Origin of the sequence: Nocardia sp. CA-145437, assembly GCF_050956485.1 — a bacterium.
Classification (GTDB): domain Bacteria; phylum Actinomycetota; class Actinomycetes; order Mycobacteriales; family Mycobacteriaceae; genus Nocardia.
Window position 1 is genome coordinate 3,493,340 of record NZ_CP191204.1, and the last position, 12,728, is coordinate 3,506,067.

The window sequence follows — 12,728 nt, forward strand, 5'->3', positions numbered from 1 at the left end:
CGATGAACGCTTTCGAATAGTCGAAAGGAATCCGGTGGCTGTTCCGGCTGACTCGGGGTCGCCTCCCACGCAGCGGGTGGTGCGGATCGTGGCCGTCCTCGCCGCGCACCCGGGACGATCGTTCTCGCTGAGCGAGCTGGCTCGCGCGGCCGAAATCACCACCGCCACATGCCATGCCATCCTGGTCAGCCTGGTGCGGTCCGGGTGGGTGACCCGGACCGACCTGACCTACGGCCTGGGACCGGCGATGCTCGCGATCGGCCGGGCCGCCGCGTCGGGGTATCCGATGGCGCGGGCGGCTGCCTCGGAGTTGCCGTCCCTCGCCGCGACCACGGGATTCACCGCCGGGGTGTCGGTGCTGGACGGGGACTCGATCGTGCTGGTCGATGCCGTAGGCCCGGGTGCGGCGGAGTTGATCGGCCGCAGGGTTCCGTACGCGCCGCCGGTCGGGATGGTGTTCGCCGCGTTCGATCCCGCCGGGCACCAGGACTGGATGAACCGCTTGCCGGATACCACGAATTCCGTTGAGCGCGAGGAGCTCCGGCGTGCGCTGGAGGAGACCGCGCGGCGCGGTTTCGTCCTCGAACGCCTCACCCCGGCCGCCACGAAACTTCGTGACGTCCTGGCCGATATCGCCGGATCGTCGTCGAGTGCCGATGGTCGGTTGCGGGACGCGGTGTTGTCCCTGCTGGCCCGGCTCGGCCCCGCCGAGTATTTCCCCACCGCGCCCGACGGCGACGAATCGATCGAGGTGACGGTGCTGGGCGTGCCCGTCTTCGGAGCGGACGGCTACGTCGACGCGCACCTCTGGCTGCATCCGGGCCGGGAGATGTCGGGATCGCGCATCGCCACGGCCGTGGCGTCGTTGTCGAGCGCGGCCGCGCGGACCGCGGCGGGATCGGGGTCGATCGAAAAAGGGAGAGTGTCTTGAGGATTGGGATCCTGGGTGCGGCGTCGATCGCGCCCACCGCGCTGATCGGACCCGCCGCGGTGGTGCCGGGGGTCGAGGTCACCGCGATCGCGGCCCGGGACCGCGCACGAGCGGAGGCATTCGCCCGCAAGCACGGGATCGCGCAGGTATACGACTCCTACACCGACCTGCTGAGCGCGGTGGACGCGGTCTACATTCCGCTGCCCAATGCCCTGCACGCGCAGTGGACGTTGCGGGCTCTGGCCGCGGGTCGGCATGTCCTGTGCGAGAAGCCGCTCACCGCCAATGCCGCCGAGGCCCGGCAGGTGGCCGAGGAAGCGCGGCGCACCGGGCTCACCGTCATGGAAGGCTTCCACTATCGGTATCACCCGCTGGCCGAGCGCATGCGGGAGATCGCCGCGACCGAGTTGGGCGCCATCCGGCGGGTGGAGAGCTCGATGTGCTTCCCGCTGCCCAAGTTCGGCGACATCCGCTACCGGCTGGACCTCGCGGGCGGGGCCACCATGGACGCGGGCTGCTACGCGATCCACAGCATGCGACTGTTCGATCCCGACCGCCCGGAGGTGACGGCCGCGCGGGCCCTGCTGCGTGGTCCCGGCGTGGATCGGGCCATGACCGCCGACTTCCGTTTCCCGTCCGGCGCGGTGGGCCGGATCAACGCGTCGATGTGGTCGCGCTCGCTGTTGCGGATCGGGCTGCGGGTCGAGGGTGAGCGCGGAACCATGAAGGTCCTCAATCACGTACTGCCGCAGGCCTTCCACCGAGTGACGGTGACCGTCGACGGTGTCACCCGCCGCGAGCGGATCCCGGGCGAACCCACTTACGTCCGTCAGCTGCGCGCCTTCGCGAGCGCGGTGTCCGGCGCCGACACCAACCTCACACCGCCCGAGGACTCCGTCGTCACCATGGAACTGATCGACGATGTCTATCGGGCCGCCGGGCTACACCCGCGTGGCGCCGTCGGATGAGCAGTGGTGTCGGCTACCCCACCGGTAGTAGGTCGCTTCGGTGATCTGAAGGATCCGATACCCGAGGATGAACAGCATCGCTACCGGCGTCAGCGGCGCGGAGACGAGGCTCATGGGCGGACCTCCTGTACCGCGGCTTCGGCTCGAGCCTCGAGGATCGCGAGCAGGACCTTGCGGCACACGGACGTGCCCGACAGGTGTCCGGGGAGCGTCAGCACGTGGCAGGCTCGGGCCCGCCGGCATTCGTGGACGAGGTCGATGAACACCGGGGGCAGGGTCGCGCCCTGCGGTCCCGGCTCATGGAAAACCGTGCCGAGCGCGTACCCGAGTGATCGGGCGGCGGCGCGCAGTAGCGTGTCGCTGACACTCGGGTCGCGGTTGCTCAACAGATCGTCGCGCACGTATCCGTAGGCGAGCGGCAGCAGAGCGGTCATCGAAGCAGCCGGTTCGGGCGGTCGGCGACGGTGACGACCGGAAATCCGTCCTCGCGGCGACTCTGCTGGAAGCGCACCCGCACCGGCCCGATGGAGACCAGCGGGACCTCGCCTTCGAGGGAGGTGTAGACCCAGGGGCCCTCGTCGAGTTCGACGATGGCGATGGTCAACGGCGTCGACACGCCGTGCGGATCACCCGAGCGGTGCACCCTCCGCGAGGACACGATCGAACCGGACCCGGACGAGGGCACCCACTCGAGATCGGCGGACGCGCACGCCGAACAGGCGCCGATCATCGGCCCGAACAGCTTGTCGCAGGCCGCGCATCGCCGGATCGCGAACATGTCTTCGTTGTCGCTGACACCCGCTGTGTGCTGGGCAATCGGTAGGGACATGGAACCGAACCTCCGTGGACCGGTGCTGGTGGATTTCGGTTTTCAGCATCGTCGGTCCGCACGGCTCGCACGACGGTGGAATGGCCACTGGGTATACCTATTTTTGGGTCGCGTCCACGATCCACGCCGCGATCTGGGCGCGAGAGTTGAACCCGAGCTTGGCCAGGATGTGCTCGACGTGCGCGTCCACGGTGCGCTGGGCGATCACCAGCTGGGTCGCGATCTGCTTGTTGGTGAGCCCCTCGGCGACGAGGCCCGCCACCTGGCGTTCCCGTTTGGTCAGAGTCGTCGCGCGGGCGCGTGGCGTGTCGGCGGGGCGTTCTTCGTCCAGGGCGTAGGCGACCGCGGCGTTGACCCGCATCGCCTGCCCTCGTCGCCATGCCGTATCGAAGCGCGCGGCGCCGAGCGCGCCACGCACCACCCGCTCGCAGTCGAGGTGGGCTTCGACCATCTGGGGGAAGTAGATCGCCACGCCGGGGGCGGTCCGCATCATGTTCGCCGCCGCGCCCATCAGCACGGCGGCTCGCTGGTCGTCGGCCCCGGCGGCGATCCAGGCCAGCACTTCGAGATCGAGCGCCGCGACGAGCAGGCTGCGCACGCGCCGGTTGAGCCGCAGCGATTCCCGCAGCAGATCCCGTGCGCGGGAGCTCTCACCCCCGCGGTAGGCCGCGATCGCGGTCATTCCCAGAGCGGTCGACCGGAACAGCGACTCGCCGCACTCCTCGGTGATGGACAGGATCCGCTGATGGCACTCGGCGGCACGCTCGGCGTCCCCCTGCTGCGCGTACGCCACACCGAGCAACAGCAGCGCGGAAACGTGCAGGGATCCGCGCGGGTCGGAGCTCAGCACCTCGATGGCTCGATTGATACACGCCACCGCGCGCGGGGGCTCGTCGCGATAGAGCGCCAGATCTCCCTCCGCGTAGGCGATCAAGGCTTGATTCAGGGGTGTGGGATCGCGCTCGGCGAGCACCCGCCCGTGGGCGAGCAGGGCGGCCGCCGTCTCCAGGTCCCATTGCCGGGTGGCCATGAATATGCTGGCGTGCACCGCCCGGACCTGGTCGGTGGTCGAATGCGCGCACGGATGGGCCAGGGCGCGCTCGAGCCAGCGGCGGCCTTCACCGAACAGGCCGCGGAAGCTCCAGAACGTGAGGGACGCGGCGCTGATGCGCAGCCCCGCTTCGGCCGACTGTTCGGTCGGGTCGGACATGCAGAATTCGAGCGCTGCCCGGATGTTGCCCTGCTCGCGGTCGAGCCGGGCCATCCAGTCGCATTGCCGGTCGCTGATCCAGTCGTCCTCGGCGTCGAGCACCAGCTGCCGGTACCAGTCCCGGTGCCCGCGCCGGAATTCTTCGTCCGCACCGGCCTCCCGCAGCTTGTCCTGCCCGTATTCCCGGACGGTGTCGAGCATCCGGAAGCGGACCGCGCCCTCGGGCTCCTCCCTGATCACCACCGATTTGTCCACCAGCGAGGACAGCACGTCGAGCAGCTCTGCCGCCTCGGCCTCGGCGCCGCACACCGACTCGACGGCTTCGAGTTCGAAACCGCCGGCGAACACCGACAATCGGGCCCACAGCCGCTGTTCGGCCGGGGCGCACAGCTCATAGCTCCAGTCGATGCACCACCGCAGGGCCTGCTGCCGTGTCGGCGCGGTCCGGTGGCCCCGGGTGAGCAGGGCGAACCGGTCGGTGAGCCGTTGCAGAATCTGGTCCGGCGACATCGTGCGCATTCGAGCCGCCGCGAGTTCGATCGCCAGGGGCAGACCGTCCAATCGGGCGCAGATCCCGGCCACCGCGGCCTTGTTCTCCTCGGTCACCTCGAAACCGGGCACGACCGTGCCGGCGCGATCGGCGAACAGTGTCACGGCGTCGTACTTACGTAGCTGTCGCAGCGTCGGTTCGCGGCCGGCGGCGGGAACGCTCAGCGGCAGTAGCCGCTGCACCGCTTCTCCGCCGATATCCAGCGGCTCGCGGCTGGTGACCAGCATCCGCAGGTCCGGGCACGCCGACAACAATGTCTCGGCCAGGTTGGCCATCGGCTTGGCGACCTGCTCGCAGTTGTCGACGACGAGCAGGGTTTCCCGGGATCGCAGATATTCGACGAGCGTGTCGTGGACCGGCCGTGCCGAATCGGCCCGCACACCCAGAGCGGCCGCGACGATGGGAGCCACCAGTGACGGGTCGCGCACATCGGCCAGGTCGATCGCCCACACCCCGTCGGCGAAATCGCGTTGCGCGGCCGAGGCCGCTCGCAGCGCCAGCCGGGTCTTGCCGACGCCTCCCATCCCGGCCAGAGTCACCAGCCTCGACACGGTGAGTTGGTGCTTGAGTGCGGTCAACTCGGCGCGCCGGTTGATGAAGCTGGTCAACTCGGGCAGCAGAGTGCGGTGGTGTCGCGTGGTTCGCGCCGCGACGCCGTGTTGCTGTATCTGCCGGATGGTCGCGCCGAACTCCGCCGCGGAGGGCCGTTGTTCGGGATCGCGGTGCATCGCCGCTTCCACGGCGGTGCACAGCTCGGCGGGGAAGCCGCGATCGCGCAGGTCGGGTGCCTGCGGCTCGGAGGCCGCATGTCCGGTCAGTGCCCAGAACAACGTGGCGCCGAGCCCGTGGATATCGGCGGCGAGAGTTGGTGTGCGTCCCTCGGCTGACGTTTCGGGGCTCCCGGGAACGCGCGCGATTCCGAAGTCGGTCAGGGCGGGTTCTCCGTGTTCGGGGAACAGGATGTTGCCGGGCCGCACATCGCCGTGCACGATGCCCAGTCGGTGCGCGCTCTCGAGTGCCCGGGCAATCCCGGCTCCGAGCTTCAGCACGTCATCGACAGGAAGCGGACCTCGCTGCCGGATCCGCGTATCCAGGGAGTCCACCGGGTGATACGGCTGGGCGAGATAAGGGCGCCCGCCGCTGGTGACACCGGCCGCCAGCACGGTGACGAGATTGGGATGCCCGGTCAGGCGGCCCAGCGCCTGCTGCTCCGACACGAACCGCGCCTGGCTCTCCTCGTCCAGGTTCTCGGTCAGGACCTTCACCGTGACCGTGCGATCCAGCCTCGGCTGCCGGCAGCGGTAGACCACATCGAAACCGCCGCGACCGATCTTTTCGGCGTTCTCGAAGCCGAGTTCGCGCAATTCTTCCGCTACCGTCAGGCTCATGTCGCGGGGGGTTCGGTTCGTCGCGTCGTCGATCATCGGCCGCGCGCAATCCTCACGGTATGGCTGCGAGCACGGGCCATGATCGACTCACCTTTCGACGGTGTCCAGCCTATCGCCGATGACAGGCAGACATGCAGCTATTCGGTGCAGGATCGGTGGTCTCGATCGTCTGTCGTTCACGGCTGCAGCGGTGAGCGGTGCGTGCTGTTGGCGACCGCCCAGCGCAGCGCGGCCCGGCGCATGGAGGACTCGTCGGCGTACCCCAGCAGTTGTGCCTGTTTGCCGCGGCTCAGCGGTCCGGTCGCCTGTGCCGCGCCGAGGCGGGCCGAGCGTGCCCGGTCGAGCTCCCGCCGCCAGGTCGTCCCGGCTTCGGCGAGCCGGCGTTGGAGGGTGCGCGGGCTGGTGGTGAGTCGCCGCGCGACCCGTTCCAAGGACGCGTCGCCCTCGTCGAGGGCGGCGGCGGCGGCCACGGCGACCCGTTCGGGCCACGCGGAGATCAGCGGCGGGGGAGGCGGCAGCGCGTCCGCCAGGGGTTGCAGGACGGCGGCGAGGACCGGGTCGGCGGTGGTGAGCGGCAGGGCCAGGTCGGACGGGCGGAAGGTCATCGCGTCGATGTCCGCGCCGAATTCGATGGTGGCGTCGCCGAATACGTCCCGGTAAGCATCGAGCCGCCGAGGTGCGTTGCGGCGCACGGTGACTCGCACGGGGTCCACGGGGGCGTCGACGACGCGGCGGGCCCGGGTCAGCACGGCGGCCAAACCCCACAGCTGGGTGTGGTCACGGGTCGCGTCGGCCCCGTCGACCATGTCCAGGCGCAGTGTCGGTCCGCGGTCGTCGTCGACGAGGGTGAAATTGTGATTGGTGGTGACGGCGCTGACATAGGGGCCGCAGGTCGCCAATCCAGCGCCCAAGGTCGGTGCGCTGGTGAACAAATAGTCGTAGAGGCCCGTTGCGCGGAGCTGGTACCGGCTCGCGACACGCAACGCCACGTCCGGGTCGTCGAGCATCCTCGCCCCGGTCTCCCACAGTCGCCAGAAGGTTTCGCTGGGAACGTGGACGCCGCCGCCGGTCAATGTCCACTCCGGCACACCGGATTCCTGGATCAGCCGCGTGCGGTCGAGGCCCATGGAGGTCAGCTGGGAGAGCACAAACTGGTGCAGCAGAGTCAGATCAGTGCGCAATGCCCCTCCTACGCATCGTCGTCCCCCGGTCGATGGGTGGATCGTAGACGCGGCGGCGATCCGGAACCAGCACCGGGTGGGGCCGCGAACCGGGTGCGACGGTCGGCGACCACACCCCGCTATCGGTGGTGGGCGGGGCCGCGTTAGGGCGGTGTTCCAGCGGAAGATCGGCCGGTGGGCGGTCCGGCGTGGCGTCGCCGCTTGATAGATTCGATCGCGTGACGTCGTCGACCACTCAGCCGTATCATCACGGCGACCTGCCCTCGGCGCTGTTGCGTGCGGCGGTCGAGCTGCTGGAGGAGAACGGCGCCGCCGACCTGTCCTTGCGTGCCGTGGCCCGACGTGCCGGTGTGTCGACCGCCGCGCCCTACCGCCATTTCGCGGACCGCGAAGCCCTGCTGTCCGCGGTCGCCGCCGTCGGATACCGCGATCTGGCAAGCCGTTTGGCCGCCGTGCATCCCGCGCCGGTGACGCCGGAGGATCTGGCCCTGATCGCCGTCGCGTACGTGCGGTTCGCCTTGGATCGGCCGGGGTTGTTCCTGGTGATGTTCGCCGATCCGTGTGATCCGACGAGTCCGGAGCGGGTGGCGGCCACCGAGGCGATCCACGAGTACGTGGAGAACATTGTGCGGCAGGCGTTTCCGGCGTCGGATCCGGACGCCATGGCCACCGCGGTGTGGGCGCTGGTCCACGGCCTGGCGTTCCTGCACCTCGACGGCAAGTTCGAGGCGGTCTCCGACACAGCTGTCGCCGAACGTATTCGCGCCGCGGTCTTCGCGGTGCTCGGCGCGTCGAGCCAGGTCTCGAACACGCCTCACGCCAACTGACCTCCACAACCGGTCGGGGTCGCCGACCGGCGAGAATGAATGTTGACACTGTTCACACCCTTGGTAATGTCAGCGCCGCTAACTCGACACATGGGGTGCGCTATGAACAAGAACACGGTGGCAGACCGCGGAGCCAAGCTGATGAACTTCGCACACCGGCTCGTCCTCACGGTCAGCGGAAACAAGCTGCTGGCCAATCCGTTCGGAATGCCGGTGGTCGAATTGCACACGATCGGAAGGAAATCGGGGCAACCGCGGTCGTGCTATCCGACGGCCCCCGTGCACGATCCGAACCGGATCGTCCTGGTCGCCTCGAAAGGCGGTGACGACCGAAATCCCGACTGGTACCGCAACCTGCGGGCCAACCCCGACGCCGAGGTCGTGATCTACGGGCGACGGCGAAAAGTGCACGCGCACACCGCCGGCGCCGAGGAGCGGGCGGTCCTCTGGCCGCAGATCACCTCGGCGTACCAGGGTTATGCGAACTATCAGCAGCGGACCGCCCGCGAGATTCCGGTCGTGGTCTGCGAGTTCCGGGACTGAGACGGGTGGGCGGGTCGATTCACCGGACGCCGAAGCGCTTCATCACCTTCAGCCACGTGGTGAGAATGCCCGCCCACGCTCGGTACGGCACGGCGGCCGGCGGGGTGAATCCCATGACGCGCTGGTGGGCGACGGTTTGCGCTTCGGTGTATTTGAGAATGCCCTCCGCCCCGTGACGTCGTCCGAGCCCGGAGTCGCCCACCCCGCCCATCGGAGCGTCGATGCTGCCCCAGGCGGCGGCGAACGCATCATTGACGTTGACCGTCCCCGCGTGCAGGCGGGCCGCGACGGCCCGGCCCTTGGCGCCATCGCGAGTCCACACACTGGCATTGAGACCGTGGGGAGTGGCGTTGGCCCGCTCGACCGCATCGTCGAGACTGTCGAACGAGTAGATCGACACGACCGGGCCGAAGGTCTCGTGCGCGCAGAGCGTCATCTCGGGCGTGACATCGGTGAGAATCGTCGGCTCGAAGAACAGCGGACCCAGATCGGGTCGCGCCCGGCCGCCCGCCAGCACCGTTGCGCCCTTGGCCACCGCGTCGTCGACGTGCGCGGTGACGGTCTCCAGTTGGGAGACCGTCGTCAGCGACCCGACGTCGCGGCTGAAGTCGTAGGCCGCGCCGGTGCTCAGCGTGCGTGTGCGGGCGACGAAGGCCGCGACGAATTCCGCTCGGATCGATTCGGCGACGTAGAGACGCTCGACCGAGACGCAGAGCTGACCCGCCGACGGGAAGCAGGCATCGACCGCGCCGGCGGCGGCCCGATCGATATCGGCGTCGTCGAGGACCAGCATGGCGTTCTTGCCGCCCAGTTCCAGGGATGCCCCGATGAGCCGCTCACCGGCGTCGCGCGCGATGCGGCGGCCGCTGGCCGTCGAGCCGGTGAACATGATGTAGTCGGCGTTGTCCATCAGCGCGTCGCCGATATCGCTGCCCCGCCCGACCACCATCTGCCACACGTCGTCGGGCAGACCGGCCTCACGCATCAGGTCCAGCGCCCACAGCGCGGTGAGGGCGGTCTGGGTGTCGGGTTTCTGGACCACCGCGTTGCCCGCCAGCAGCGCCGGGATCGCATCGCTCGCCGCCATGCTGAGCGGATAGTTCCACGGGGAGATCACGGCGACAACGCCTTTGGGGTGGCGCAGTTCGGTGGTGTAGGTCAGCAGCGGGATCGCGCCGCGGCGGCGGGTGGGCGCGAGCAGCCCCGCGGCGCGCCGCGCGTAATAGCGGGCGACGATCGCGACGTCGACGACTTCGAGGAAGGCGTCGCGCCGAGTCTTGCCGCTTTCGGCCTGCATCAGATCCAGCACCTCGCGCTGACGTTCGAGCAGCAGATCGTGGAAGCGCAGCATGATGGACTTGCGGTCACGGAAAGACGTTGCCGCCCACCGCTTCTGCGCGGCCCGCGCGCGGGCGAACGCGGCTTCGACGTCGGCGTTCGTCGACACCGGCAGATCGGCAAGGGGCGCGCCCGTGTACGGGATCGTCTTGGTGACCGCGGCGGCGTCGGGCGCTGCGGTGACCCGGGTGGCCAGTCGGGAGATGAGCTCGGCGGTCGATGCCGGGGCGGGAGACCGGTGGCCGGTGCCACCGGCTGCGCGGATGGGCGAGACGTACTCGATGGTCATGCCGCTGCTCCGAGGGTGGAGACCGAGGTCGGGACCGGCATGTGGAGGGCGAGTTGGCCTTCGGTCATGACATCGAGCCGGACGGTCCGGACCGGTGCGAGCGAGCGCAGGTCCGCTGCCATGCGGCCGGTCCCGAGTTCGAGGTCGATACCGCGCGGCAGCAGGGAGCTTCCGGCCGCCAGGGTGTTGGTCTGGCTCAGCGTCGAGTGCCACGCCCCGTCGATCCGGGTGTAGGAGGTGAGCGACGAGACATGTGCTCCGGTGCGATGGGTGGTCTGCGCGGGTGTCGGCACCGACAGGGCGATATCGGTGCCGCCGTCGTCGTTCGCCACCCGGGCGGTGGCCCGGTCGGCCCGGATGTCGATGTCGATGTCGGTGACCCACTTGGGGAATCCGTAGCCGTCGTGGCCGCGCACCTGGGCGATCTCACTGCTGACCGGGAGCGACAACACGTACGAGTGGAGATGGTCGCCGGCGAGTCCGGCGAGCAGGTCCACGGTGCCGAGACGTCCGTGCCGTGCCGGGCGGACCGCGATGCCGACCGCGGCCTCGGTGTAGAAGTCGATATCGCACACGTCGTAGCGGAACACCATCAGCGAGACGATCCCGATGCCGGGCACGACCTCGAGCGGTGCGAGCTCGCGGGGGAGCCGGCCGCGGATGGCGCGGGTGCGGGCGAGCATCACCAGCCGGGCGGTCGAGATGCGGTAGTAGAAGTTCGGGGTGAGCGTCTTGCCGATGCGGGAGTCGACCTCGGTCTTGGGCATCCGGCGGAAGAAGTCCACGCTGCTCACCCGTGGATCCGCCGCGATGGCGTCGAGGTCGGGCCGCATCCGGTAGGTGTCGTACAGGCCGCCTTCGGGGACGGTGACGACGCGGCCGTCGAGGGCGACCTTGACTGTGTTCTGAGAGGTCGATGGCATGTTTCCGGGTTCCTCGCTCTAATGTATGCGGTGTTAACATCAGGCTAGGAGTGAATGTAAGCGGTGTCAACACGTCTACTCAGACGAAGAACTCCCGCAGTGCCGCGGCCACCACGGCGGCGTCGTGGGGATGGTGGAACTGCCCCGGCAGGGTGATGGTGCGCGCATCCGGGAGCGTCGCCTGGAGTAGTTCGACGCTCTCGGTGCCGTAGGGGTCGGTGAGCCCGCCCGCGAGCAGGAGGGCGGGGACATCGATGGCCGACCAGGGGGTGATGTCGGCGTTCATGGCGGTCAGGCATTCGAGGTCGGCCACCAGGCCCGAGGCTCGGAAGGTCAGGGCGTCGGCGAGGGGCTGCAAGGCCGCGCGGGGCGGGGTGGGTTCGACAATGGCGGTGAAGAATTCGATGATCGCGTCCGCGGGGCGCGAGGCGGCCATGTGGTCGCGGATCGTTGCGAGGGTCGACGTCAGCGGGGGACCGGCGAGGGACACCGGGGGCTCGTAGAGCGCTAGGCCGCGGACCATCGACTGATCCCGGTGGAGCGCATGCAGAGCGACCAGGCCGCCCGCGGAATGCCCGAAGACGAAGGCGTGGTCGTCCAGGGTCGCGAGCACCGCTGCCAGGTCGGCGGCCTGGGCGGTGAATTCGGCGGGGCGCGGGCCGTTTCCGCTCTCGCCGTATTCTCGCCGTTCGACCACGAGGACCCGGTAGGCCGGGGCCAGCAATTCCGCCAGCTGGAAATAGAAGTCGAGGGTGACCAGCGCGCCGGGGACGATAACCAGGGCCGGGCCGTCGCCTCGGGAGTGGAAGACGATGCGGGTGCCGTCCGCCGATTCTACGGCTTCTCTGTATTGCGACATATATCGATGGTGACAGATATCCGCCATCACATCGGCTGGTGGACAGGAGAATTCGCCGCCCGTAGTGCTGTATCGGGTGGGTGGCTAATTGTGGGCACGAGCCCGCAGGAGGTCGGCCGGCGGCGCGCCGGAGGCGGTGGAGGGTGCGGAATATGGGGTGTGACGGTGGATTTGCTGATTGTGAATTGATATTGGAGTTTCGTCCTTATTTCGCCATGCGCTCCGCCTAAGATCTCTAGGGCATCAGGCAATTGCTCGATGTAGAGCAGTTTTTCGCTCAGGAGGTGCGGAATGCTGGAAGCCAATTGGTGGATCCGGTCGCGACCACTGTTGATTGCGGGTGCTTTGCCGTTCGCCGTGCTACTCGGCACCGGAGTCGCCTCGGCGGCACCGGAGGCCGACGCGCCGCCGCCCGCCGCGCTACCGGCGCCACCGGATTGGCTGATGAACGGCCAACTACCCGCGATCGATCTACCCGCGATCGACGCGGCGGAGCCGCTGCCGGGCGTGGATCCGGAGTTCGTGGGTTCGCTGTGCGCGTCCATTCCGGTCGACGCGCAGCGGTGCGGTGTCACCGTGGTCGACGCGGGTGTCGGCGCGGCGATCGGGGCGGGGATCGGGGTGGGCGTGTCCGCGCCGCTGGCGATCGCCACCGGACTGGTCGGCGCCGGTCTCGGATTCGTCGCCGGAATCCCGTTCCTGCCCACCGGTTTGGTGGTCGGACCGCTCGTCGGGGCGGCTGTCGGCGTGGCCGTCGTGGCCGGGCCCGCGGCCGTGCTGGGCGCGGCGTTGGGGGCGTCGGTCGGGGCGATCGTGGGCCTCACGACGCCGCTGCCGGTGGACGCGCCGGTCGACGACGGGGCCGGCGTATCCACCGCTCTGGAGTAACGAC

The 12,728-nt window shown here is 69.2% G+C and carries 12 protein-coding genes; 5 read left to right on the forward strand and 7 right to left on the reverse strand.

Annotated features, from left to right (window positions below; genetic code table 11):
• Positions 1–34: 34 nt before the first annotated feature.
• Both ACQPYY_RS16265 and ACQPYY_RS16270 read left to right on the forward strand, forming a co-directional pair.
• A complete protein-coding gene (locus ACQPYY_RS16265) occupies positions 35–931 on the forward strand; it encodes an IclR family transcriptional regulator (RefSeq protein WP_433594369.1) in 897 nt (298 codons plus the stop codon).
• Positions 928–1,899, forward strand: a complete 972-nt coding sequence (locus ACQPYY_RS16270) for a Gfo/Idh/MocA family protein (protein ID WP_433594370.1) — start codon at positions 928–930, stop codon at positions 1,897–1,899. The genes ACQPYY_RS16265 and ACQPYY_RS16270 overlap by 4 nt, the downstream gene beginning before the upstream one ends.
• A gap of 110 nt (positions 1,900–2,009) precedes the next feature.
• Here the strand turns inward: ACQPYY_RS16270 and ACQPYY_RS16275 are convergent, their stop codons facing one another.
• From ACQPYY_RS16275 to ACQPYY_RS16290, 4 genes are all read right to left on the reverse strand, one after another.
• The gene (locus ACQPYY_RS16275; protein WP_379098834.1) at positions 2,010–2,333 is read right to left on the reverse strand and encodes a hypothetical protein; all 324 of its coding nucleotides are present in this window, start codon (positions 2,331–2,333) and stop codon (positions 2,010–2,012) included.
• Complete coding sequence (locus ACQPYY_RS16280) at positions 2,330–2,728, reverse strand: Zn-ribbon domain-containing OB-fold protein (protein WP_433594371.1); 399 nt, start codon at positions 2,726–2,728, stop codon at positions 2,330–2,332. The genes ACQPYY_RS16275 and ACQPYY_RS16280 overlap by 4 nt, the downstream gene beginning before the upstream one ends.
• 97 nt (positions 2,729–2,825) lie before the next feature.
• On the reverse strand, positions 2,826–5,876 hold the full coding sequence (locus ACQPYY_RS16285; protein ID WP_433594372.1) for a protein kinase domain-containing protein: 3,051 nt from the start codon (positions 5,874–5,876) through the stop codon (positions 2,826–2,828).
• Positions 5,877–6,052: 176 nt separating this feature from the next.
• Entirely contained in the window at positions 6,053–7,057 is a 1,005-nt protein-coding gene (locus ACQPYY_RS16290; RefSeq protein WP_433594373.1) for an AraC family transcriptional regulator ligand-binding domain-containing protein, read from the reverse strand.
• 218 nt (positions 7,058–7,275) lie between these two features.
• On the opposite strand from ACQPYY_RS16290, the gene ACQPYY_RS16295 reads away from it, so the two are divergent.
• Both ACQPYY_RS16295 and ACQPYY_RS16300 read left to right on the forward strand, forming a co-directional pair.
• Positions 7,276–7,884: a TetR/AcrR family transcriptional regulator gene (locus ACQPYY_RS16295; RefSeq protein ID WP_433594374.1), complete on the forward strand. Its 609-nt coding sequence runs from the start codon at positions 7,276–7,278 to the stop codon at positions 7,882–7,884.
• Between the two features lie 102 nt (positions 7,885–7,986).
• Positions 7,987–8,427: a nitroreductase family deazaflavin-dependent oxidoreductase gene (locus ACQPYY_RS16300; RefSeq protein WP_433594375.1), complete on the forward strand. Its 441-nt coding sequence runs from the start codon at positions 7,987–7,989 to the stop codon at positions 8,425–8,427.
• Between the two features lie 19 nt (positions 8,428–8,446).
• Here the strand turns inward: ACQPYY_RS16300 and ACQPYY_RS16305 are convergent, their stop codons facing one another.
• The 3 genes from ACQPYY_RS16305 to ACQPYY_RS16315 form a co-directional block, all read right to left on the reverse strand.
• Positions 8,447–10,054, reverse strand: a complete 1,608-nt coding sequence (locus ACQPYY_RS16305) for a succinic semialdehyde dehydrogenase (RefSeq protein WP_433594376.1) — start codon at positions 10,052–10,054, stop codon at positions 8,447–8,449.
• Positions 10,051–10,977: an acetoacetate decarboxylase family protein gene (locus ACQPYY_RS16310; protein ID WP_433594377.1), complete on the reverse strand. Its 927-nt coding sequence runs from the start codon at positions 10,975–10,977 to the stop codon at positions 10,051–10,053. Before ACQPYY_RS16310 ends, ACQPYY_RS16305 begins: the two co-directional genes overlap by 4 nt.
• 79 nt (positions 10,978–11,056) lie before the next feature.
• A complete protein-coding gene (locus ACQPYY_RS16315) occupies positions 11,057–11,836 on the reverse strand; it encodes an alpha/beta fold hydrolase (RefSeq protein WP_433594378.1) in 780 nt (259 codons plus the stop codon).
• Between the two features lie 291 nt (positions 11,837–12,127).
• On the opposite strand from ACQPYY_RS16315, the gene ACQPYY_RS16320 reads away from it, so the two are divergent.
• Entirely contained in the window at positions 12,128–12,724 is a 597-nt protein-coding gene (locus ACQPYY_RS16320; protein ID WP_433594379.1) for a hypothetical protein, read from the forward strand.
• The last annotated feature ends 4 nt before the right edge of the window (positions 12,725–12,728 follow it).

Bases quoted from the DNA above. Each gene is read 5' to 3' on its own strand.
- ACQPYY_RS16320 (WP_433594379.1), top strand. From the start codon at position 12,128: ATGCTGGAAGCCAATTGGTGGATCCGGTCGCGACCACTGTTGATTGCG.
- ACQPYY_RS16300 (WP_433594375.1), top strand. From the start codon at position 7,987: ATGAACAAGAACACGGTGGCAGACCGCGGAGCCAAGCTGATGAACTTC.
- ACQPYY_RS16280 (WP_433594371.1), bottom strand. From the start codon at position 2,728: ATGTCCCTACCGATTGCCCAGCACACAGCGGGTGTCAGCGACAACGAA.
- ACQPYY_RS16315 (WP_433594378.1), bottom strand. From the start codon at position 11,836: ATGTCGCAATACAGAGAAGCCGTAGAATCGGCGGACGGCACCCGCATC.
- ACQPYY_RS16305 (WP_433594376.1), bottom strand. From the start codon at position 10,054: ATGACCATCGAGTACGTCTCGCCCATCCGCGCAGCCGGTGGCACCGGC.
- ACQPYY_RS16285 (WP_433594372.1), bottom strand. From the start codon at position 5,876: ATGAGCCTGACGGTAGCGGAAGAATTGCGCGAACTCGGCTTCGAGAAC.
- ACQPYY_RS16275 (WP_379098834.1), bottom strand. From the start codon at position 2,333: ATGACCGCTCTGCTGCCGCTCGCCTACGGATACGTGCGCGACGATCTG.
- ACQPYY_RS16310 (WP_433594377.1), bottom strand. From the start codon at position 10,977: ATGCCATCGACCTCTCAGAACACAGTCAAGGTCGCCCTCGACGGCCGC.